At 75.7% G+C, this 21884-nt stretch carries 16 protein-coding genes; 10 read left to right on the top strand and 6 right to left on the bottom strand.

Going from position 1 to position 21884, the window contains the following annotated elements; all coding sequences use genetic code 11:
• Positions 1-4: 4 nt before the first annotated feature.
• From ACL02R_RS20485 to ACL02R_RS20455, 7 genes are read left to right on the top strand one after another with little or no spacing between them, the layout of a single operon-like run.
• The gene (locus ACL02R_RS20485; protein WP_412798408.1) at positions 5-1201 is read left to right on the top strand and encodes a glycosyltransferase; all 1197 of its coding nucleotides are present in this window, start codon (positions 5-7) and stop codon (positions 1199-1201) included.
• Positions 1198-2631: a sugar transferase gene (locus tag ACL02R_RS20480; RefSeq protein ID WP_412798407.1), complete on the top strand. Its 1434-nt coding sequence runs from the start codon at positions 1198-1200 to the stop codon at positions 2629-2631. The genes ACL02R_RS20485 and ACL02R_RS20480 overlap by 4 nt, the downstream gene beginning before the upstream one ends.
• On the top strand, positions 2631-3974 hold the full coding sequence (locus ACL02R_RS20475) for an O-antigen ligase family protein (protein WP_412798421.1): 1344 nt from the start codon (positions 2631-2633) through the stop codon (positions 3972-3974). Before ACL02R_RS20480 ends, ACL02R_RS20475 begins: the two co-directional genes overlap by 1 nt.
• Positions 3971-5563: a lipid II flippase MurJ gene (locus tag ACL02R_RS20470; protein WP_412798406.1), complete on the top strand. Its 1593-nt coding sequence runs from the start codon at positions 3971-3973 to the stop codon at positions 5561-5563. The genes ACL02R_RS20475 and ACL02R_RS20470 overlap by 4 nt, the downstream gene beginning before the upstream one ends.
• A complete protein-coding gene (locus ACL02R_RS20465) occupies positions 5553-6308 on the top strand; it encodes a polysaccharide deacetylase family protein (protein ID WP_412798405.1) in 756 nt (251 codons plus the stop codon). The genes ACL02R_RS20470 and ACL02R_RS20465 overlap by 11 nt, the downstream gene beginning before the upstream one ends.
• Positions 6305-7396 (top strand): glycosyltransferase, encoded by a 1092-nt coding sequence (locus ACL02R_RS20460; protein WP_412798404.1) that lies wholly within the window; start codon positions 6305-6307, stop codon positions 7394-7396. The genes ACL02R_RS20465 and ACL02R_RS20460 overlap by 4 nt, the downstream gene beginning before the upstream one ends.
• Positions 7397-7410: 14 nt before the next feature.
• Complete coding sequence (locus ACL02R_RS20455; RefSeq protein ID WP_412798403.1) at positions 7411-8148, top strand: lipopolysaccharide biosynthesis protein; 738 nt, start codon at positions 7411-7413, stop codon at positions 8146-8148.
• 535 nt (positions 8149-8683) lie between these two features.
• Here the strand turns inward: ACL02R_RS20455 and ACL02R_RS20450 are convergent.
• From ACL02R_RS20450 to hisC, 6 genes are all read right to left on the bottom strand, one after another.
• Complete coding sequence (locus ACL02R_RS20450) at positions 8684-9436, bottom strand: SDR family NAD(P)-dependent oxidoreductase (RefSeq protein WP_412798402.1); 753 nt, start codon at positions 9434-9436, stop codon at positions 8684-8686.
• 18 nt (positions 9437-9454) lie between these two features.
• Complete coding sequence (locus ACL02R_RS20445) at positions 9455-10987, bottom strand: GAF domain-containing sensor histidine kinase (RefSeq protein ID WP_412798401.1); 1533 nt, start codon at positions 10985-10987, stop codon at positions 9455-9457.
• A 14-nt stretch (positions 10988-11001) separates the two neighbouring features.
• Complete coding sequence (cydD, locus tag ACL02R_RS20440) at positions 11002-14532, bottom strand: thiol reductant ABC exporter subunit CydD (protein WP_412798400.1); 3531 nt, start codon at positions 14530-14532, stop codon at positions 11002-11004.
• A 41-nt stretch (positions 14533-14573) separates the two neighbouring features.
• Positions 14574-15569, bottom strand: coding sequence for a cytochrome d ubiquinol oxidase subunit II (gene cydB, locus ACL02R_RS20435; protein ID WP_412798399.1), 996 nt, complete (start codon positions 15567-15569; stop codon positions 14574-14576).
• Between the two features lie 9 nt (positions 15570-15578).
• On the bottom strand, positions 15579-17084 hold the full coding sequence (locus tag ACL02R_RS20430; RefSeq protein WP_412798398.1) for a cytochrome ubiquinol oxidase subunit I: 1506 nt from the start codon (positions 17082-17084) through the stop codon (positions 15579-15581).
• Between the two features lie 127 nt (positions 17085-17211).
• The gene (gene hisC, locus ACL02R_RS20425) at positions 17212-18336 is read right to left on the bottom strand and encodes a histidinol-phosphate transaminase (protein ID WP_412798397.1); all 1125 of its coding nucleotides are present in this window, start codon (positions 18334-18336) and stop codon (positions 17212-17214) included.
• A gap of 314 nt (positions 18337-18650) precedes the next feature.
• Here hisC and ACL02R_RS20420 point away from each other — a divergent pair, with 314 nt between their 5' ends.
• The 3 genes from ACL02R_RS20420 to ACL02R_RS20410 all read left to right on the top strand — a co-directional run bounded on the left by ACL02R_RS20420 (position 18651) and on the right by ACL02R_RS20410 (position 21883).
• Entirely contained in the window at positions 18651-19823 is a 1173-nt protein-coding gene (locus tag ACL02R_RS20420; protein ID WP_412798396.1) for a LacI family DNA-binding transcriptional regulator, read from the top strand.
• A 124-nt stretch (positions 19824-19947) separates the two neighbouring features.
• On the top strand, positions 19948-20898 hold the full coding sequence (locus ACL02R_RS20415) for a metallophosphoesterase (RefSeq protein WP_412798395.1): 951 nt from the start codon (positions 19948-19950) through the stop codon (positions 20896-20898).
• 160 nt (positions 20899-21058) lie between these two features.
• Positions 21059-21883, top strand: coding sequence for a hypothetical protein (locus tag ACL02R_RS20410; RefSeq protein WP_412798394.1), 825 nt, complete (start codon positions 21059-21061; stop codon positions 21881-21883).
• The last annotated feature ends 1 nt before the right edge of the window (position 21884 follow it).

Raw genomic sequence — 21884 nt, 5'->3', positions numbered from 1 at the left:
CCGCGTGTCCCCCACCGACGCCGCGCGCGGCGGCCCGCGCGCACTGACCGTCGCCCACCTCGTCCAGCCCGTCGAGGGCGGCGTCGCCCGGGTCGTCACCGACCTCGTACGGGCGCAGACCGAGGCGGGGCTGCGGGCCGTCGTCCTGTGCCCGTCCGACGGGCGGCTCATGCGCGCCGCCGAGGCGGCCGGGGCCGAGACGCGGCTGTGGCTCGCGGGCCGCGCCCCGGGGCCCGACCTCCCGTGGGAGGTCCACTGCGCCGCCCGCGCGCTGCGGAAGCTGCGCCCCGACGTCGTCCACCTGCACAGCGCCAAGGCCGGGCTCGCCGGGCGGCTGGCGCTGCGCGGCCGCGTCCCGACCGTCCACCAGCCGCACGCCTGGTCGTTCCAGGCCGTCGGCGGGCCCACGGCGGCGTGGGCGCGGCGCTGGGAGCGGTACGCGGCGCGCTGGACCGCGAGCCTGCTGTGCGTCAGCGAGGCGGAGCGCGAGGAGGGGCAGCGGGCGGGTGTGCGGGGGCGGTACACCGTGGTGCCGAACGGGGTGGAGACCGACCGTTTCCCGCGCGCGGGCGGTGTCGCGCGGCGGCAGGCGCGGGCGGCGCTCTCGGCGGTCCACGCGCTGCCGCAGCGCGCGCCGCTCGTCGTCTGCGTCGGGCGACTGACCCGGCAGAAGGGGCAGGACCTGCTGCTGCGGGCGTGGCCCGAGGTCGCCGCGCGTGTGCCGGGCGCGCGCCTCGCGCTGGTCGGCGACGGTCCTGAACGGGACGCGCTGCGCCGCGCCGCCGGACCTGGCGTCCTGCTCGCGGGCCACTCGGACGACGTGCTCCCCTGGTACGCGGCGGCCGACGTGGTCGTCCAGCCGTCGCGCTGGGAGGGCATGGCGCTGGCGCCGCTGGAGGCGATGGCGGTGGGGCGGCCCGTGGTGCTGACCGACGTGGGCGGCGCCGGCGAGTGCCTCCCGGCCGGGCACCGGGAGCGCTGCCTGGTGCGGCCCGAGGTGCCCGGCGCCCTGGCGCTCGCGCTGGCCGCGCTGCTGGGCGACGCGCATCTGCGGCGGCGGCTCGGCGACGAGGCGGCCGGGCACGTACGGGCGGCGCACGACGTACGGCACACCGCCGCCGCGTGCGTGCGGCTGTACCGCGAGCTGACCACCGTGGTGCCACCGCGCGCGCCGGAGGCGAAGGAGTACCTGCGGCGATGACCGTCGAAGGGACGACGCGCAGCCCCGCCGTCGTCGTCGAGCCGCCGCGCGAACCGCCCGCCGCGCCCGTCGCGGCGGGTGGCGCGGGAACGGCGCGGCGCGGGGGGCCGTCCCGCACGGGCCGCAGACTGGCCGTCGCGGATGTGGGCGCCGTGCTGGGGACGGCGGGCTGGGCGCTGCCCGCCGGGCTGCTCGGGCCGGGGGTGCGCGCGTCTGTGGTGCTGCTGCTGGGGGCGGCGCTGCTGTTGGCGCTGAACGCGTGGAACGCCGCCGCGCTGTACCGGCCGGTGCTGGGGGCCGGTGCGCTGGAGGAGTGTCCCCGGCTGTTCGGGCACGGTGCGGTCGCCTGGTGTGTCGCCGATGCCGTGACGGGCGCTGCGCTGCCGCTGCCGGCGATGGCCGCGCTGGTGGCCGGGCACGGACTGTCGGCCGCTGCCGGGCGCGGGGTGGTGCACGCCGCGTACCGGCGGTCCGCGCGGCGCAGGCCGCGTTCGACGCTGGTCGTGGGGACCGGGCCGCTGGGGCAGCGCGTCGCGGCGGGGCTGGTGCGGCAGCCGGAGTACGGGCTGCGGCCCGTGGGACTCGTCGGCCCCGTACCGCGCAGACTGCCCACCGTCGCCCCGCTGCCCGTACTGGGAACGCCGGGCGATGTCGTCCGCGCTGTGATCCAGAACACTGTGCGCGACGCAGTGTTCATCCAACCCCCACGCCCGGAACTGCTGCGGCTCTTCTGGGCCAGGGGATGCGTCGTCTGGCAGGTGGTCGCCGAGCCGCTGACCGCGCGCGGCGCGGCCGGGAACCTCCTGGGCTTCCCCTGCCGCCGCGTCGACCCGCCCCGCGAGTACGGGCCGGGGCGCCTCATGAAGCGCGCCCTGGACATCGCGGTCGCCGCCACCGCGCTGGCGCTGACGGCCCCGCTGATGCTCGCGTGCGCCCTCGCCGTGCGCGTCGCGGACGGGCCGGGCGTCCTCTTCCGGCAGGAGCGCGTGGGCCAGGACGGGCAGCGCTTCGTGATGCTGAAGTTCCGCACCCTGCGGCCCGCCGACGAACGGGAGGCCGCCACCCGCTGGTCCATCGCCGACGACCCGCGCGTCTCGCCGGTGGGGCGGCTGCTGCGGCGCAGCTCCCTGGACGAACTCCCCCAGCTGTGGAACGTCCTGCGCGGCGACATGAGCCTCGTCGGCCCCCGCCCCGAACGCCCGCACTTCACCGAGCGCTTCAGCCGCGCGTACCCCGGCTACGCCGAGCGGCTCAGGATGCCCGCCGGCATGACCGGGCTCGCCCAGATCAGCGGGGCGCGGGGCGCGGCGTCGTCCATCGAGGACCGCACGCGCTTCGACAACCTGTACATCGAGACCTGGTCGCTGTGGCAGGACGTGCGGATCATGCTGCGCACCACGGCTGCGTGCTTCAGGGCCGGGGGCAGCTGATGGCGGTCCTCCTGAGCAGCGCGGCTCCGGCGGTCGCCGCCGTCCGCTCCGGCGCGTACCGGCGGCTCGCGCCGCTGCTGGCGACCGTCCTGCTGCTCGCGGTGCCCGGCGGGCGGTGGAACGTCGGCGGCGGGCAGGTCGCGGCCGCCGATGTCGCGTCCGTGGTGCTGGTCGGTGCGTGCGGGGCGCTGCTGCTGCGGGGGGAGGGCCCGCGGCTCGGGCGTGTGGCGGTGCTGGTGCTGGGGGCGCCCGCTGTGGCGTTCGCGGTGGTCACGGTCGCGTCGGGTGACCCGGGCGGGAGCGTGCCCGGCTTCGTGCGGCTGCTCCAGACGTTCGTGCTGGTGCCGCTCGCGGTGGTGGTGCTGCTGCGTGACGCGCGGGATGTGCGGGCCGTGGCGTGGGCGGTCGTGGTGGTGGCGCTGGTGCAGGGGGCGGTGGGGACGTGGCAGTACGCGACGGGCACCGGGGCGTCGTACATGGGGCAGAACGTGCGGGCGGTCGGGACGTTCGGGCCGCAGAACGTGATGAGCATGGCGACGGTCGTGGCGTACGGGCTCGTCGCCGCCCTGTGCCTGGCGCTGGCACCGGCACCGGGCGCGTCGTACCGGTGGCGGGCAGTCGCGTTCGGGTGCGCGGGGGTGCTCGCGGCGCCGCTGACGGTGTCGTTCAGCCGGGGGGCGTGGCTCGCGACGGCCGTGGCGGTGCTCGCGGTGGTGCTGCTGGCCGCGTTTCTGGGCGGGCGGCGCATGCGGCGGGTGTTGCTGGCGGGGCTCGGCGCGGTGGTGCTGCTCGGCGGGGGCGCGGCGCTCGGGTCGGGGATGGTGGGGGAACGGCTCAGCAGTATCGGTGATGTGGCGGGCACGCCCGACCAGTCGGTGATCGACCGGTATGCGATGTGGGACGCGGCGCTGGGGATGTGGCGGGACGAGCCGTGGACAGGGGTCGGGCCGAAGGGTTTCGCCGGTCTGCGGGACACGCATGCGTCGGTGGCGCTGTCGGGAGGCAGTGACACGGCGGGCGCCGGGCAGGAGTTCGCCCGGCAGGAACTGCTCTCACCGCACAACATGTACCTGCTGGTCCTCAGCGAGCAGGGTCTGCTGGGCGCGACCGTCCTGATCGGTGCCTGGGCGGCACTGCTGACGGCCGGGGTGGCGCGGCTGTGGCGCCAGGGCATCGCGGTGGGCGGGCTGCTCGGCACGGGGCTTCTGGTGTGGCAGCTGGTGCACTTCCTGTACGGCGACACCGGCGGGCCGACGACGGTGCTGACCGCCGTCGCGTTCGGCCTCGCCGCCCGCTGGTCGGCGGGACCGGTGGGAGCGACGGAGCGGGGCGTCCGGGCATGACCGGGCTGCTGGACGCGCCCGCGCGGGAGACGGCGGAGGCCGCCCCGGCGCGGGCGGAACGGTTCGTCGCCCGCGCCGCCACCGTCACCGCGCTGCTGACGGCGGCCGGTGCGCTGTGCGGGCTGCTGCGCGACCAGATCGTCGCCCACCTCTTCGGCGCGGACGGTGCGACCGACGCGTTCCTCGTCGCCTGGACCGTCCCCGAGTTCGCCTCGACGCTGCTGATCGAGGAGGCGATGGCGCTGGTGCTGGTACCCGCGTTCAGCCTGGCGCTGGCGCGGGGCGGCGGCGCCGTACGCGGGCTGGTCGCGGGCACGCTCCCCCGGCTGCTCGCGGTGCTCGCCGGGGCCTGCGCGGCGCTGCTGGCCGGGGCGCCGCTGCTCGTAGGGCTGCTGGCGCCGGGGCTGGCCGACCCCGCGCTGGCCGTGGACTGCACGCGGCTGACCGCGCTGAGCGTGCTGACGTTCGGCGTCGCCGGGTACTTCAGCGCCGCCCTGCGCGCCCACCGCCGCTTCCTGCCCCCCGCCGCCATCTACGTCGCCTACAACGCCGGGATCATCGCGGCCGCGCTCACCTTCCACAGCCTGTGGGGCGTACGGGCCGCCGCCGCCGGGGTGGCCGCCGGGGGGACGCTGATGGTCCTGCTGCAACTGCCCTTCTTCCTCCGCCTGCTGCCCCGCCCGTCCGCCCGGCGGGCCGCCACGGGCGCGGGGGGCGGCGTGCCCGTCGCGTTCGCCGTGATCGCGCCGGTGGCGCTCTTCGCCGTGGGGCGGCAGGCGCAGGTGCTGGCCGAGCGCTTCCTCGCGTCCGGGCTGCCCGCCGGTGCCATCTCGCACCTCAACTACGCGCAGAAGGTCGCCCAGATCCCGATGGTGCTGTCCCTGATGGTCTGCACCGTCACCCTGCCGCTGGTCGCCCGCGCGCTGGCCGAGGGCGACACGGAGAACGCCAGGCGGCGCGTCGAGCGCGACCTCGCCCTCGCGGGGGTCGTCGTGCTGCTCGGCGCGGCCTACGTCGTCGCGTACGCCCCGCAGATCACCGGGCTCCTCTTCCAGCGCGGGGCCTTCGACGCCGAGGCGACGGACGCCACCGCCCGCGTGATGCGCGTGTACGGCCTCGGGCTGCTCGGCCACGCGCTGACGGGCGCGCTGGTACGCCCGTTCTTCTCCACCGCGCGCCCCGCCTGGTTCCCGCTGGCCGCGATGGTCCCCGGGCTGCTCGTCACTGTGGCGGGCGGACTGCTGGCCGTCCCCCACTGGGGCGCGCCCGGTATCGCCGCAGCCAACGCCGCGGGCATCACCCTCACCGCGCTGCTCCTGCTGCACGGCCTGGCCCGCCGCGCCATCCCCATCGACACCCGCCGTGTCCTCGGCACCCTGCTACGCCTCACCCTGGCCGCCACGCTGGCCACGGGCGCCGGCCTCACCCTGGCCGCCCTGCCAGGCCCCGCCGCCGCACCGCTGCCCGCTGCCGCCGCGGGACTGCTCGTCGTACCCGCCGTGTTCGCCGTCGCCGCCCACGCCCTGCGCGTGCCCGAGGCGGCACTGCTCGTCTCCGCACTCAAGCAAAGGTTCGCGCATGCCCGCTGACGCCCAGCACACCCCGCTGTGGGTGCTGATGTACCACTCCGTCGACTACGCCGAGTCCGACCCGTACCGCATCACCATCACCCCGGACCGTCTGCGCGAACAACTCGTCTGGCTACGGCGGCGCGGACTGCGCGGCGTCTCCATGAGCCACCTGCTGCGCGCCCGCGCCGCAGGGCGCGCCGACCGCCTCGTCGGCCTCACCTTCGACGACGGCTACCGCGACTTCCTCGACTACGCCGTCCCCCTGCTGCGCGGCCACGGCTGCACGGCCACCGTCTTCGTCCTCCCCGGACGGCTCGGCGGCAGCAACGCCTGGGACGCCGAAGGCCCCCGCAAACGCCTCCTCAACGCCGACGGCATCCGCGCCGCCGCCGAGGCCGGGATGGAGATCGGCTCCCACGGCCTCGCCCACGCCTCCCTGCCCGCCCTCCCCGACGACGAGCTGGAGCACGAGATCCGCCACAGCCGCGCCCTGCTGCGCGACATCACCGGCGCCGACGTGCCCGGCTTCTGCTACCCCTACGGCGCCGTGGACCAGCGCGTCGCCGACGCCGTACGGGACGCCGGGTACGCGTACGCCTGCGCCATCAGTCCCGGCGCGCTCACCGGCCGCTGGGCCCTGCCGCGCGTGCACGTCGGCGAGTCCGACTCGGCGCGGCGCCTGCGCATCAAGCACTGGCTGCACCCGATCCGCCGCCGGGCCGTCCGCCTCGAACCGACCCCGGCGGGCGGTGGCACGCGGTGAGACGCGGTCTGCACATCATCACCGGGCTCGGCGTCGGCGGGGCCGAGCGGCAGTTGCGCGCCCTGCTGCGCCGCATCCCGTTCCCCTGCGACGTCGTCACCCTCACCAACCCGGGCCCCGTCGCCCGCGACCTGCGCGCCGACGGCATCCGCGTCACCCACCTCGGCATGCGCGGCAACCGCGACATGTCCGCGCTGCCCCGCCTCACCCGGCTCATCCGCGACGGCCGCTACGACATCGTCCACACCCACCTCTACCGCGCCTGCGTCTACGGGCGCCTCGCCGCCCGGCTCGCCGGGGTGCGCGCCGTCGTCGCCACCGAGCACTCGCTCGGCGAACGCCGCATCGAGGGCCGCCCGCTCACCCAGGGCACGCGCGCGCTCTACCTGGCCAGCGAACGCCTCGGCTCCGCGACCGTCGCCGTCTCCGCCGCCGTCGCCGGGCGGCTGCGCGCGTGGGGCGTGCCGCCGGGCCGCATCCACGTGGTGCCCAACGGCATCGAGGCCGCGCGCTTCCACTACGACCCGGCCGCGCGCGCCGCCGTACGGGAGCGGCTCGGCGTGCCGCCCGGGACCGTCGTGGTGGCGGGGGTGGGGCGGCTCGTGCCGGGCAAGGGCTTCGCGACGCTGGTGCGGGCGCTGGCCGCGCTGCCGCCGGACGCGTGGCTGGTGCTCGCCGGGGACGGGCCCGAGCGTGAGGCGCTGCTGGCGCTGGCGCGGCGGCTCGGCGTGGCGGACCGGATGGTCGTGACCGGCGAGTGGCCCGACGTGCCGGGGCTGCTGTCGGCGGCCGACGTGTTCGTGTCGCCCTCGACGGAGGAGACGTTCGGCCTGGCGGTGCTCGAAGCGCTCGCGGCGGGGCTGCCGGTCCTGCACGTGAGCTGCCCCGCGGTGGACGAACTGCCGCGGCAGGAGGCGCCGGGTGCGCGGCGGGTCGGGGCGGGGGCCGCCGAACTGGCCCGCGCGCTGCGGACCGAGCTGGGGCTCGGCGTACGCCGGCTGCCGGTCCCGGCCGCCGTGCACCGCTACGACATCGACCACGCCGCCGACCGGCTGCTGACCGTCTACGCGGGGGTGAGCCGGCGGTGAAGGCGGTGAAGGCGGTGAAGGGGAGACTGGCGTCCGCGCTCCCGCTGCTGCCCCTGTGGGCCGGTCTCGTGTGGCTCGGCGCCGTGGAGCGGGCGCGGAAGGCGGCGCGGCGCCTGCCCGGCCGTGGCAGGCCGTGGACCGCCCCGGCGTTCGGCCTGCTGCTCGGGGTCGCGGCGGGGGCGTCGTACGCGGCGGTGACAGAGCGGGAGTACGCGGCGAGCGGCTTCGCCGTGGTCGCGGCGGCCGAGGGCACCGAGCACGCCGAGGCGGTCGGGATCGCCCAGTCCTACGGGCGCATCGCGACGAGCGACGCCGTGCTGCGCACCGCCCACACCGACGCCGGGGTGGACACCGTCGTGCTGCGGGGGCGGGTCAGCGCCGTCACCTCGCCGGACGCGCCGGTCATCGAGATCACGGGCCGCGCCCCCGACGCGCGGGACGCGGCGCGGGCGGCCAACGCGGTGGCGCGTGCGCTGGCCCGCTACGCGGACGCGGCGGCGGAGGCGACGGGGACCGACGTGCGGCAGATCGCGGAGGCCGTCGCCCCGGCGGAGCCGGTGACGCCCCGGCCGGTGGTCTCCGCGGCCGTCGGCGGCTGCGCGGGCGCGGTGGTCGGCTGCCTGGTGCCGCTGGCGCGGCGGCAGGGCCGCCCCGGCGGCGGGGACGGCGGTACGGACGCCGGGGGCCGGCCGCCCCTGCCCGCGCAGCCGGGGAGCGCGCTGCCGGAGGAACCGGTGCGGCTGACGGCGTGACGGCGGGCGGCGTGACGGCGGGCGGGTGCCGCTGCGGGGCCGCTCTTGCCTCCTCTCACCCAGGCGGGACGGGACACCGCCTTGCCGGTCCGCCAGGGAGTCGCGCACGGAAGGGGACAACGGGCGGGTCCGGCCGCCCCGTTCGTCGTCGTCCAGTCGGCGAACTCCCGCCAGGAGCCCTGCCTCGGCCGGGCCAGTGCCAGGAATGCCAGGGCACCCGTCCGGGCGGTGGCTGCGGACGTCACGGGTGACGGAGTTGCAGAGCGCCCGGATGACGCCGCCCGGTAGGAGCGGGATGTCGCCCGCCCGGCGTTCCCCGCCCTGTCGGGGGAGAAGCCGACGACCCGGTACACACCCACGAGGGACGGCCCGGTCCCTGGCAGCCCACCCGAGCCGGCGCGCTGCCGGTGGACCACCGGCTCCAGCAGCGCGGTGAGTGCCGGGTGGGCGCGCGCTGACGAGGAACGCCTGGTGGGGGTGGAGGCGCGGCCCGTGCCGCACGGCACCGGTCCGCCACCTGTGCGCGGTGCCGTGGTCAGCGGCCGGGGAACGCGCCGCCGTCCACGCGGATCACCTGCGCCGTGACGTGCGACGCGGCGTGCGAGGCCAGCCAGTGCAGCGTCTGCGCGACATCGCCCGGATGCCCCGCGCGGCCGTCCAGCGTCTCCCCGATCCGCTGCGCCCGCCGCTCCGGCGGCATGCTCTCGCCGAAGAACCCGGTGTCCTCGACATAGCCGGGCGCCACCACGTTCACCGTCACGCCGCGCGGCCCCAGCTCGGCGGCGAGTGCCAGCGCGTACGGGTGCAGCGCCGCCTTCGCGCCCGCGTAGGCGGCGCTGCCGCTGCCGCGGAAGGCGGCGATCGAGGAGACGAACAGGACCCGCCCGCCCGGGGACGCGAGCCGGTCCTTCAGCGCCTCGGTCAGCAGGACGGCGGTCAGGACGTTGCCGCGGAAGGCCGTCGTCCAGGCGTGGGCCGTCCTGGTCAGCGCGTCGGCGTCCGCCCCTGGCCCCGGCTCCAGGGCACCGCTGCCGCCCGCCGCGTGCACCAGCGCGTCCACGGCGCCGAACCTGTCCGCGACGAACGCCGCCACCCGCGCCGCGCCCTCGGGACCGCCGAGGTCGGCCGGGCAGGCGACCGCGCCGTCCACCGACTCCGCCGCGCGGGAGAGCGTGCCGGCCCTGCGGCCGACGAGGACGCACGAGTCGCCTTCACGGGCGAAGGCGTGTGCCGTGGCCAGGCCGATGCCGGTCCCGCCGCCGCTGATCACCACTGTCCGTCCCGCCATGACGGGGACGCTATCCGGTCACCGGGGGACCCGCCATGTGAGGGTCGTGCCCCTGCCGTCGGGTCCCGCGGCGACCCACGCGTCACCGCCGAGGGTGAGGGCGCGGTCCCGCAGGTTCCGCAGGCCGCTGCGGCGTTTCTGCTCCGGCGCGATGCCCACGCCGTCGTCGGTGACCGTGAGGGTCACTGCGGGCCGGTCGTCCGGCAGTGGGGCGATCGCGTCGACCGTCACGTCCACCCGGGACGCGCGGGCGTGCCGGGCGGCGTTGGACAGGCCCTCGCGCAGCGCCGCGATCAGCTGCGCCTCCACCGGGGCGGGGACCAGGGCGTCGACCGGGCCCGCGAAGGACACCGAGGGGGCGAAGCCCAGGGTCTCGGCCGCCGCACCCGTCTCGCGCAGGACGCGGGTGCGCAGCCCGCTCGGCGTCTCGTCGGGCGACTGCTGGAGGGCGAAGATCGCGGTGCGGATCTCCTGGATCGTGGCGTCCAGCTCCCGGATCGCGGTCTCCAGGCGGTCGGCGGCCTCGGGCACGGCGCGCCCCGCGCCCTCCAGCACCATGCCGACGGCGAACAGCCGCTGGATCACGAGGTCGTGCAGGTCGCGCGCGATGCGGTTGCGGTCCTCCAGCACGGCCAGCTGCTCGCGGTCGCGGCGGGCGCGGGCGAGCAGCAGCGCGAGCGCGGCCTGCTGGGCGAACTGGGTGGTCATCGCGCGTTCCGGCACGCTGAACGGCGGCGCGCCCGGCGTGCGGGTGAGGGCGAGGGCGCCGAGGACGGTCCCGTCGCTCGCCAGGGGCAGCAGCAGGGCGGGGCCGAGCCCGATCGCCGCCCGGTCGGCGTCGATCCTGGGGTCGCCCGCCGGGTCCTCGATGTCGAGCGGCTCGCCCGCCAGGACCTGCCGTACGGCCAGGGTGTGGCCGGGGATGACGGTGCCGATCAGCTCGGGGGGCGCGTCGGCGCTGGCGGCGACGACGCGGAGGTCCCGGTCCTCGGTCGGTTCGAGTACGGCGCCGGTCGCGGCGGAGGCGAGTCTGCGGGCCTGCTCGGCGACGACGGTCAGGGCGTCGGCCTCCTCGTCGGCCAGCAGGGCGGTGGACAGTTCGAGGCTGCTGTCCATCCAGCGGGACTGCGTGCGGACGGCGGCGTGCAGCCGCGCGTTGCCGAGCGCGATGCCCGCCTCGGTCGTCAGGATGCGCAGCAGTTGCCGGTCCTCGGCGGTGAACGGGCGGCCGTCCGCGCGGTCGGCGACCTGGAGCGCGCCGAACTTGGCGCCGTGCACCAGGAGGGGGACGTGCAGGATGCCGGGCGAACGGGGGGACGTGCCGTCGAGCAGGGCGCGGACGAGCCGTTCGGGGGAGGGGCCCGTGCCGTGGGTGACGAGGTGGCCGATGCCGTTGCCGTCCTCGTTGAGCACGGCGAGGGCGGCGTACCGGGCGCCGGTCAGTTCGGCGGCGGTCCGCACCGTGTGGTCGAGCACGGCGGCGGGCTCGGTGTCGCCGCCGATGAACTCCATGGCCCTGAGCAGCCTGGGGATCGGTATCCGCTGCCGCATGACAGCGAGCGTAATCAATCGGACAGCAGGGCGAAAGTCGGGATTTCCCGGGCGGGGGCGGTGGGGGGTGTCCCCGCCTCGGCCGCCCGTTCGCGGAGCAGCAGGCGGCGGAAGGGCCCCTCGGCGGTGGCCAGGTCGGCGTACGGGCCGCGCTGGACGATCCGGCCGCGGTCCATGACCAGCACCTCGTCCACGGCGTCGAGTCCGGTGAGGCGGTGGGTGATCAGCAGGGCGGCGCGGCCCTCCGTGGCGGCCAGCAGGTCGTGGGTCAGGGCGTCGGCGGTGGGCAGGTCGAGGTGCTCGGCCGGCTCGTCCAGGATCAGGACGGGGAAGTCGGCGAGCAGTGCGCGGGCCAGGGCGAGGCGCTGGCGCTGGCCGCCGGAGAGGCGTGCGCCGTGTTCGCCGACGGGGGTGTCGAGGCCGCCGGGCAGTTCGTCCACCCAGTCGAGGAGGCGGGCGGCGGCCAGCGCGTCGCGCAGGGCGGCGTCGTCGGCGCCGGGGGCGGCGAGCCTGAGGTTCTCCCTGAGGGTGCTGTCGAAGAGGTGGGCGTCCTGGGCGCACAGGCCGACGAGGCGGCGCACGGCGTCGCCGTCCAGGTCGGCGGCGTCGGTACCGCCCAGGATGTAGCTGCCGCCGGTCCTGTCGAGGAAGCGCAGCAGGCAGTGGGCGAGCGTGGTCTTGCCCGCGCCGGAAGGGCCGACGACCGCGATGCGGCGGCCTGCGGTGAGGTCGAGGTCCACGCCGTCCAGGGCCGGGACGGACGCCTCCGCGTGCCGGGCGGACAGGCCGCGCACGGTGAGGGGGAACGGGCTGTCGGGCGCCTGCGCCGGCTGCTCGGGCTCGCGTACGGGGGCGGGCGCGTCGAGCACGTCCAGCAGGCGTTCGGCCGAACGGCGGGCCCGCTGCCGGTACGCGACGGCGAGCGGCAGGCCCGCCACCGCCTCGAACGCGGCGAGGGGCGTGAGGACGAGCGTCGCCAGCCAGACGCCCGGCTCGGCGGGGACGGCGGCCCAGGCGACCGCCGTGACGGTCAGCCCGCTGATCAGGGCCAGCAGCCCGCCGCCCAGGGCCTGGGCGGCGGCCGAGCGCGCCGCCAGCCGGGTCAGGCGCCCGTCGGCGGCGGCGACGGCGGCCTGGCGCGCGGGCAGGGCGCCGGCGACCGTCAGCTCGTCCGTGCCGGTGAGCAGGTCCACGGTCGCCGTGGCCAGTTCGCCGCGCGCGGGGGCGAGGCGGCGTTCCGTCCGGCGGGCGACGCGGCCGGTCAGCAGGGGGACGCCCGCGCCCGCCGCGAGCAGCCCGGCGGCGAGGACGGCACCTGCGGCGGGCAGCAGCCGGCCGGTGAACAGGACGGCGGCGGCGCTGACGGTGACCGCGCCCGCCAGCGGGAGCAGCCAGCGCAGGAAGTAGTCCTGGAGCGCGTCCACGTCGGCGACGAGCCGGGAGAGCAGGTCGCCGCGCCGGGTGCGGCCGAGGCCCGCGGGGGCCAGCCGCTCCAGCCGCCGGTAGACGGTGACGCGCAGCCCGGCGAGGACGCGCAGCACCGCGTCATGGCTGAGCAGCCGCTCCGCGTAGCGGAACGCGGCGCGGCCGATGCCGAACGCGCGGGTCGCCGTCACGGCGACCAGCAGATAGAGGACGGGCGGCTGCTCCGACGCGCGGGAGATCAGCCAGCCCGAGGTGGCCATCAGGCCCACGGCGCTCGCCAGCGCCAGCGCGCCCAGCAGGGCGGCCAGGCCGAGCCGTCCCGCGTGGGCGGCGCCCGCCGCGCGGACCCGGCGCAGCGGCGAGGTGGGCCGCGCGGTCGCGTCCTCGGTGGCGCTCACGGCTGTCAGGTGTGCCGGGTCTGCCGTGCCGTCCAGGTCCGCCGGGGCGGCCGGGCGGGGCTCGCCACGGGCCGCCGCGTCGGCCGGAACGCCGGGTATGCGGCCGTTGGGGTGGGTTGGTTTCACGTGAAACACCCGATCGGCGGCGGCGAGCAGCGCGGGCCGGTGGGTGACCAGCACGGTGGTGCGGCCCGCCGCCAGCCGCCGGATCGCCGCGACGACCTCGGCCTCGGTGTCGCCGTCGAGCGCCGCCGTGGGCTCGTCCAGCAGCAGGACCGGCCGGTCGGCGAGGAACGCGCGGGCCAGCGCGACCCGGCGGCGCTGACCGGCGGACAGCCCCGCGCCGCCCTCCCCCAGCCGCCGCGCCGGGTCGAGATCACCGGCCGCCGCCTGCCGCAGCGCCTCGGCCACCGACCGGTCGTCCGCGTCGGGGCGGGCCAGGCGGACGTTGTCCGCGACCGTCCCGGCGAACAGGTGCGGGTGCTGGGGCACCCACGCGATGCGCCGGTGCCAGTCCGCCCGGTCGTATGCCGCGAGGTCCCGGCCGTCGAGCAGGACGCGGCCCGCGGCGGGGCGTACCAGGCCGAGAACCGCGGCCAGCAGCGTGGACTTGCCGCCGCCCGAGGGGCCGGTCAGCGCGACCGTCTCGCCCGGCGCGAGCGTCAGGCTGACGGGGGCGAGCGCGTCGGCGTCCCGGCCCGGGTAGCGGACGGCCAGCCGGTCGAGGGTGAGGGTCGCGCCCTCCGGTACCGGCGCCGTACCGGTGGCCGGGGGCTCGGTCTCCAGCAGCGTGAAGACCTCGTCGGCGGCCGACAGCCCCTCCTGCGCGGCGTGGAACTGCGCGCCGACCTGCCGCAGCGGCAGGTACGCCTCCGGGGCCAGGATCAGCACCACGAGGCCGGTGTAGAGGTCGAGTTCGCCCGCCACCAGGCGCATGCCGATGCTCACCGCGACCAGCGCGACCGAGATCGTGGCGAGCAGTTCGAGGGCGAAGGAGGAGAGGAACGCGATCCGCAGCGTCCGCAGGGTGGAGCGCCGGTAGTCGTCCGTGATCGCCCGGATGTTGGCTGCCTGGGCCTTGGCGCGGCCGAAGACCTTCAGCGTGCCGAGCCCGCCGACCACGTCGAGGAAGTGGCCGCCGAGCCGCGTCAGCTGCCGCCACTGCCGGTCGGTGTGGGCCTGGGTGACCCAGCCGATCAGGGCCATGAACAGCGGGATCAGCGGCAGCGTGGCGGCGATGGTGGCCGCCGACACCCAGTCGTCGGTGACGATCCGCGCGAGCACCGCGACCGGCACGACGGCGGCGAGCCCCAGCTGCGGCAGGTAGCGGGCGAAGTAGCCGTCCAGGGCGTCGACGCCGCGCGTGGCGAGGGTGGCCAGCTCGCCCGTCGACCGCCCGCCGCGCTCCGGCAGCCGCCCGGCGTGGGCCAGCAGCCGCAGCCGCAGCTCGGACTTCACCGCGGCGGCCGACCGGTGCGCTGCCAGCTCGGTGAGGTACGCCACCAGGCCGCGCCCTGCGGCCGTGGCGGCGAGCAGGAGCAGCGGGGTGCGCAGCGCGCCGAGGTCGAGTCCCCGGGTGAACGCGTCGGTGACGATCCCGGCGATCAGCACGGCCTGGCCGATGACCAGACCCGCGTTGGCCAGGCCGAGCGCCACCGAGGCGGCGAGAAAGCCGCGGGTGGCCCGTGCGTACCGCAGGAGGCGGGGGTCGATGGGCTTCATGTCCGGTCAGCCTTCGTGAGGTGAGCAGGGACGAGCGGGAGTCACGGCGCGATGTGCTGCGTGCCGACGCGCTTGCGGAAGACCCAGTAGGTCCAGCCCTGGTAGAGGACGACCACCGGTGTGGCGAGCGCCGCGCACCACGTCATGATCTTCAGCGTGTACGGGGCGGAGGCCGCGTTCTCCACCGTCAGGCTCCAGGCCGGGTCGGTCGAGGAGGGCATGACGTCGGGGAAGAGGGCGAGGAAGAGCGTCACCACCGTCGCCACCACCAGCAGGCCCGAGAAGACGAACGCCCAGCCCTCGCGCCCGGCCGCGTTCGCCGCCAGCGCGGCGGCCAGGGCCGCGACGGCGACGGCCACGGCGGCGAGGCTGCGGACGTTGCCGCTGTCGCCCTGCGTCCACAGCAGGTAGGCGCCCGCGACGACGGCGGTCGCGAGGCCGAGCCCGCCCGCCGCGCGGCGCGCCCGCAGCCGTATGTCACCGGTGGTCTTCAGCGCCGCGAAGACCGCGCCGTGGAAGGTGAAGAGCAGCAGGGTCGCGAGGCCGCCGAGCAGCGCGTACGGGCCGAGCAGGTCGGTGAGGCCGCCGGTCATCTCGTGGTCCGCGTCGATGGGCACGCCGCGCACGATGTTGGCGAAGGCCACGCCCCACAGGAACGCGACGACGAGCGAGCACCAGAAGATGGCGCGTTCCCAGTTGCGCTGCCAGCTCTCCGAGGACCGCTTGACCCGGTACTCGAAGGCCACGCCGCGCACGATCAGCGCGACCAGGATCAGCAGCAGCGGCAGGTAGAAGCCGGAGAACAGGGTGGCGTACCAGTCGGGGAAGGCCGCGAAGGTCGCGCCGCCCGCCGAGAGGAGCCAGACCTCGTTCCCGTCCCAGACGGGGCCGATGGTGTTGATCAGCACGCGCCGCTCGGCTCGGTCGCGGGCCAGGGTGCCGCTGAGCACGCCGATGCCGAAGTCGAAGCCCTCCAGGAAGAAGTAGCCGACCCACAGCGTGGCGATGATGACGAACCAGATGTCGTGGAGTTCCATCGCGCGCTCCTAGTACGAGAACGCCATCGGGCGGTCGGCGGTGTCGTCGCCGCCGATCCGGCTGGGCGGGTTGAGATTGGACTCGGTCAGCTCGGGCGGCCCCGCCTTGGCGTACTTGACCATCAGCCGGACCTCGATGACGGCGAGGACGGCGTACAGGGCGGTGAAGGTCAGCAGCGAGATCAGCACCTCGGCCTGCGACACACCGGGCGACACGGCGTCCGAGGTGCGCAGCAGCCCGAAGACCACCCAGGGCTGGCGGCCGGTCTCGGTGAAGATCCAGCCCCAGGCGTTCGCGATCAGGGGGAACAGCATGGTCAGCAGGGCGAGCCGCCAGTACAAGGTGGTCAGCGCGGGGCCCAGTTCGCGGTCGCGGGTGAGGGCGAGGCGCGGCCGTTCGTCCTCGGTGGTGCGCAGCCGCTCCGACAGCCACAGCTTCCTGCGGGTGAGCCACAGGCCGATGCCGCCGAGCGTGGCCGACGCCATGCCGAAGCCGATCATCCAGCGGAAGCTCCAGTAGGCCACCGGGATGTTGGGGCGGTAGTCGCCGGGGCCGTACAGCTCCTGCATCGCCTCGTTGGTGTCGTTGATGCCGGGGACGGCCTCGGTGAAGTTGTCGTGGGCGAGGAAGGACAGCAGCCCCGGCACCTCGACCGTCACCGTGTTGTGGCCCTCGTCCACGTCGCCGACCGCGAAGAGGGAGAACGGCGCGGGCGCCTCGGTGTCCCACAGCGCCTCGGCGGCGGCCATCTTCATCGGCTGCTGCTCGTACATGATCTTGCCGAGCCGGTCGCCGGTGAAGGCGGTCAGCAGCCCCGCGGCGACCATGGTGATCAGCCCGAGGCGCAGCGACGTGCGCATGACGGCGACGTGCCTGCGGCGCATCAGGTGGTAGGCGGCTATGCCGACCATGAACGCGCCACCGGTGAGGAACGCGGCGGTCATGGTGTGGAAGAACTGGGCGACCGCGGTGTTCTGCGTCAGGACGGCGAAGAAGTCGGTCAGCTGCGCGCGGCCCGTCTCCTCGTCGATCCGGTAGCCCACCGGGTGCTGCATCCAGGAGTTCGCGGCGAGGATGAAGTACGCCGACAGCACGGTGCCGACCGCGACGGTCCAGATGGTGGCCAGGTGCAGCTTGGGCGGGAGCTTGTCCCAGCCGAAGATCCACAGGCCGATGAAGGTGGACTCGAAGAAGAAGGCGATCAGCGCCTCGAACGCCAGCGGGGCGCCGAAGACGTCGCCGACGAAGCGCGAGTAGTCGGACCAGTTCATGCCGAACTGGAACTCCTGGACGATGCCCGTCACCACGCCCATGGCGATGTTGATCAGGAAGAGCTTGCCCCAGAACTTCGTCGCCTTGAGGTACTTCTCCTTGCCCGTCCTGACCCAGGCGGTCTGGAGGCCGGCCGTCAGGGCGGCGAGGGAGATCGTCAGGGGGACGAAGAGGAAGTGGTAGACGGTCGTGATGCCGAACTGCCACCGCGCCAGGGTCTCCGGGGCGAGTGCGAGGTCCACGTCGGTTCCCTTCCGCGGGTCTGCGGGTGAGATCTTGTGAACGTATTCACATTCACAAGCTCCATTATGGACCACACCCCCCGCGTCCGATTCGCGGGGGGTCCGCCCCACTCGTCCCGCCCCTGGATCAGGCCCGCAGCGCGGGGTGCGCGGCGAGGAATTCCCCGGCCACCCGCAGCACGATGTCGTTCGCCTCCGGCTCCGCCACCGTGATCCGCACCCCCTCCCCCAGGAACGGCCGCACCGTCACGCCCGCCGCCTCGCACGCCCCGGCGAACGCCGCCGTCTCCGCGCCGAGCCGCAGCCACACGAAGTTCGCCTGCGAGGGCGCCACCCGCCAGCCCTGCCCGCGCAGCGCGTCCGACACCCGGGTCCGCTCCGCGACCAGCGCGTCCACCCGTTCCAGCAGCGCCTCCTCGGCCCGCAGCGAGGCGATGGCCGCGTTCTGCGCGATCTGGCTCACGCCGAACGGCACGGCCGTCTTCCGCAGCGCCGCCGCCACCGGCTCGTGCGCCACCGCGAAGCCGACCCGCAGGCCCGCCAGCCCGTACGCCTTGGAGAACGTCCGCAGCACGCAGACGTTCGGCCGCTCCCGGTAGACGTCGATGCCGTCCGCCACCTCCGGGTCCCGGCTGAACTCGCGGTACGCCTCGTCCAGCACGACCAGGACGTTCTGGGGCACGCGGTCGAGGAAGCGCTCCAGGGCGGCGCGGCGCACCGGGACGCCCGTGGGGTTGTTCGGCATACAGACGAAGACGAGCCGCGTCCTGGGCGTGATCGCGTCCGCCATGGCCGGCAGGTCGTGCTCCTCGTCGGCGGTCAGCGGGACGCGCACCGAGGTGGCGCCGGAGATCTGCGTGATGATCGGATAGGCCTCGAAGGACCGCCAGGCGTAGAGCACCTCGTCGCCGGGACCCGCCGTCGACTGCACGAGCTGCTGGGCGACGCCGACCGAGCCGGTGCCGGTCGCGATGTGGCTCACCGGGACGCCGAACCGCGCCGCCAGTTCGGCCGTCAGCGCGGCGCAGGCGAGGTCCGGGTAGCGGTTGAGCGTACCGGCCGCCGCGACCGCGCTCTCCAGCACGCCGGGGAGCGGGGGGTACGGGTTCTCGTTGGAGGACAGCTTGAAGGTCACCGGGCCGCCGTCGGCCGGCTTGCCCGGGACGTAGGCCGGGATGCCGTCCAGCGCGGGGCGCAGCCGGGGTCCCTGGCCCGGCCGCGCGAGGGGCTCCTGAGAGGATGAGGTCGTCACCCGGCCCACCCTAAGAGGCGTACGTCCCCCGTCACCTCGGGGCGTATTCCAGTGCGACGGGGGCGCGCGGCCGGGCCGTGCGCCGGTGGCCTGCGCCGTGGCGCGCTGCCCCCGTGAGAGTGAGCCCCGAGGCGTTGAATTCACCTCTTGCCCCTCAGTCAAACCGGCTCGCGGCCTGCGAAACAGCTCCAACACGCCCGGAGCACCACAGAAACGCAGGCAGAGGTGGCATTCCGGCGTGCAGAAACGTGACGCCGCTCCGCCGTCCACATGCCGCACCACCCCTCCCCGTCCGGGCCTACCATCAGGTCGCCATGACAGCAGCGAAGCATCAGGTGACCCGGACCGCCGGCCGCAGGATGAGCGGACAACGGGCGGGCATCCGGGACGTCGCCGCAGCCGCCGGTGTCTCGATCACCACGGTGTCCGACGCGCTCAACGGCAAGGGACGGCTCCCGGACGCGACCCGCCGGCACGTGCGCTCCGTCGCCGACCGCCTCGGCTACCGCCCGTCGGCGGCGGCACGCACCCTGCGGACCGGCAAATCGGGACTGATCGGACTCACCGTCACCACCTACGGCGAAGAACCGTTCACCTTCACGGAGTTCGCCTACTTCGCCGAGATGGCCCGCGCCGCGACCTCCGCCGCGCTCGCCCGCGGCTACGCCCTGGTCATCCTCCCGGCCACCTCCCAGCACCGCGAATTCGACGTCTGGTCCAACGTCGCCCTCGACGGCACCGTCGTGATCGACCCGTCCGACCACGACCCCGTCGTCACCGAACTGGTCCGCCAGGGCATCCCCGTGGTCTCCGACGGCCGTCCGGGCGGGAGCCTCCCCGTCACCGCCTGGGTGGACAACGACCACGAGGCGGCCGTGGCGGACCTCCTCGACCACCTCGCGTCCGGCGGCGCCCGCCGCATCGGCCTGCTCACCGGCACCAGCACCGACACGTACACCCGCCTGTCCACCACCGCCTACCTCAACTGGTGCGAGCGCAACGGCCAGGCACCCGTCTACGAGGCCTACCCCGCGCACGACCCCTGCGCGGGCGCCGTCGCCGCCGACCGCCTCCTCGCACGCCCCGACCGCCCCGACGCCGTCTACGGCCTCTTCGACCCCAACGGCACCGACCTCCTCGCCGCCGCCCGCCGCTACGGCCTGCGCGTTCCCGAGGACCTGCTCATCGTCTGCTGTAGCGAGTCCAGCGTCTACGCGGGCACCGAGCCCTCCATCACCACCCTCTCGCTCAAGCCGGGACGCATCGGAACGACCGTCATCCAGCTGCTGATCGACGCCATCGAGAACACCGGCGGCAGGTCCCCGGCCCCCGCCCCGGCCCCCGAGGCCCTGCACCAGGTCATGCCGACCGAGCTGATCGTCCGCGCCTCGTCCCAGCGCGCGCCCCGCACCGCGACCGCCGGGCACGGCCGCCTCGCGCAGGCCAGGGTGGCGGCCCCCCGGCAGGCACCCGCCGCCGACCAGTAGATTCCCCGGTACAGGTGTGTCACATCCGGGCACCGGCATTCCTATGATGGGCGAACGGCACCGGGACCGGCCGGTCGGCAGGTCCCCCAGGTGGAGGCGGCGCGTAGTGGTGGTGGAGGGGTCGATGACTCAGGGGGCCGGCGAGGGACCGGGCGACGGGCTGCGCGGCGAGGACGGACCGGCCGCGCCCGGACCCGCGTACACGCCGACGGAGCAGGACCTGCCCGTGATCGACGGCGCCGGGCCGCTGTACGTCGTCGGCGACGTCCACGGCCACCTGGACGAGCTGCGTGCCGCCCTCCGCGAGGCGGGCCTCACCGACGCCGACGACAACTGGGCGGCGGGCAACGCGCGCCTGTGGTTCCTCGGGGACTTCACCGACCGCGGCCCGGACGGCGTCGGCGTGCTCGACCTCGTCATGCGGCTCTCCGCCGAGGCGGCCGCGGCAGGCGGCTACTGCAAGGCGATCCTCGGCAACCACGAGCTGCTCCTGCTCGGCGCCTCCCGCTTCGGCGACGCCCCGGTCGAGTCGGCGGCGGGCACCGCGTCGTTCTCCACCGTCTGGCTGCTCAACGGCGGGCAGCGCTCGGACATGGAGCGCCTGGAGGACCACCACGTGCAGTGGATGTCGCGCCTCGACTCGATGGCGGTCGCCGACGGCTTCCTGCTGGTCCACTCCGACACGACGGCGTACCTGGACTACGGCAGCACGGTCGACGACGTCAACGACGCGATCTGGCAGGCACTCCAGCGCAATGACGTGGACGAGACGTGGGACCTGTTCCGCAAGTTCACGAAGCGCTTCGCCTTCCGTGACGAGGCCGGGCCGCAGGCGGCGCGGGAGCTGCTCGACACGTTCGGCGGCCGGTGCGTCGTCCACGGCCACAGCCCCATCCCGTACCTGACGGGCGAGGGCGGCGGCGGGGACGGCGGGGAGCAGGCGGACGGCGAGCAGGGCGGCGGGCCGCGCGTGACCGGCCCGTACGTGTACGCGGACTCCCTCGCCATCGCGATGGACGGCGGTGTCACGATGGCCGGAAAACTGCTGGTGACTCCCCTGCCCCTGCCGCAGTAGGACGCGCCGCGCCCCGCGCGGGACACCCGCCGCCGATCCGCTGTCCGTGCGCATGTACGCGCTTTCCTATGGCGGTCTCGCGTACGTCCCTGTCGCGAACGGCCGGTGCCCTCTACGATCGGGCACCCACCCGCTCGCCGCTCACGGACGGGAGACGCCGATGAACAGCGCGGACGGTCTGCCGCCCGAGGACGAGGCCGAGGTCGAACGCGTCCTCGACGAGGCGCTGCGCACGGTGCGCTTCGCCCCGGGGACCGAACCGGCCGAGGCGGAACGGCTGCGCGCCGCCGTCCACGCGGCGCTGCCCGCCGTCGTGGCGGCCGCCGACGACCAGTACCGGCGGTACGCGGCGCTGCGCCGCGCGCACGGGCGCCCGGGTGTGCAGGGCGGCGCGGGTACGGGGACGTGGGCCGTCGTCGTGACGCTGGTGCCGGTGCTCGCGGCGGTCGCGGGCGTGGTCTTCCTGCTGCTGGGGTACGCCCTGGGCCTGGCCGATCCGGAGCCCGCCGTGGCGGGGCGGATGCGGGGCCTGGGCTGGGTGTTCGTCCTGGTGGCGGCGGCCGGGATGCTGGTCGCTGTGGGCGGTCTGGTGGTGGCGGCGGTGCGCAACGGGTCGGCCACAGCGATCCGCGCGTCGTCCGCCGGGAGTGGTGCGGCGGAGGTGGCGGGGGCGCGTGCGGAATGGCGGCGTGCGCTGGTGGAACGGGGGGTGCGGCCCGTACTGGAGGCGGCGCAGCGCGACAGCCAGGGGACGGCGGCCGTGGCACATCCGCCGCAGGAGAGCGGGGCCAGGATACGGTTCTCCAGCCCGGACTTCTCCAGTCCCCGCTTCTCCAGCCCAGGCTTCCGGGGACCGGGCACGCACGGCACGCAGCAGCCGCACGCAGCGGAGGAGGGCGAGGGGGCGGCGGGGCGCCGTTACCTCCACCCCGGCTTCTCCAGCCCCGACTTCACGAGCCCGGCCGAGGGCGGCGACGACCACTGAA

Source organism: Streptomyces sp. MS19, from assembly GCF_047200595.1.
Taxonomy (GTDB): Bacteria; Actinomycetota; Actinomycetes; order Streptomycetales; family Streptomycetaceae; genus Streptomyces.
Note: the sequence above shows the minus strand (reverse complement) of the source record. Positions and strands in the feature narration are given on the sequence as shown.

Excerpts from the sequence above, each read along its gene's own strand:
- ACL02R_RS20445 (WP_412798401.1), bottom strand. The coding sequence starts at position 10,987 with ATGCGGCAGCGGATACCGATCCCCAGGCTGCTCAGGGCCATGGAGTTC.
- ACL02R_RS20480 (WP_412798407.1), top strand. The coding sequence starts at position 1,198 with ATGACCGTCGAAGGGACGACGCGCAGCCCCGCCGTCGTCGTCGAGCCG.
- cydD (WP_412798400.1), bottom strand. The coding sequence starts at position 14,532 with ATGAAGCCCATCGACCCCCGCCTCCTGCGGTACGCACGGGCCACCCGC.
- ACL02R_RS20450 (WP_412798402.1), bottom strand. The coding sequence starts at position 9,436 with ATGGCGGGACGGACAGTGGTGATCAGCGGCGGCGGGACCGGCATCGGC.
- cydB (WP_412798399.1), bottom strand. The coding sequence starts at position 15,569 with ATGGAACTCCACGACATCTGGTTCGTCATCATCGCCACGCTGTGGGTC.
- ACL02R_RS20475 (WP_412798421.1), top strand. The coding sequence starts at position 2,631 with ATGGCGGTCCTCCTGAGCAGCGCGGCTCCGGCGGTCGCCGCCGTCCGC.
- ACL02R_RS20420 (WP_412798396.1), top strand. The coding sequence starts at position 18,651 with ATGACAGCAGCGAAGCATCAGGTGACCCGGACCGCCGGCCGCAGGATG.
- ACL02R_RS20415 (WP_412798395.1), top strand. The coding sequence starts at position 19,948 with ATGACTCAGGGGGCCGGCGAGGGACCGGGCGACGGGCTGCGCGGCGAG.
- ACL02R_RS20470 (WP_412798406.1), top strand. The coding sequence starts at position 3,971 with ATGACCGGGCTGCTGGACGCGCCCGCGCGGGAGACGGCGGAGGCCGCC.
- ACL02R_RS20465 (WP_412798405.1), top strand. The coding sequence starts at position 5,553 with ATGCCCGCTGACGCCCAGCACACCCCGCTGTGGGTGCTGATGTACCAC.
- ACL02R_RS20410 (WP_412798394.1), top strand. The coding sequence starts at position 21,059 with ATGAACAGCGCGGACGGTCTGCCGCCCGAGGACGAGGCCGAGGTCGAA.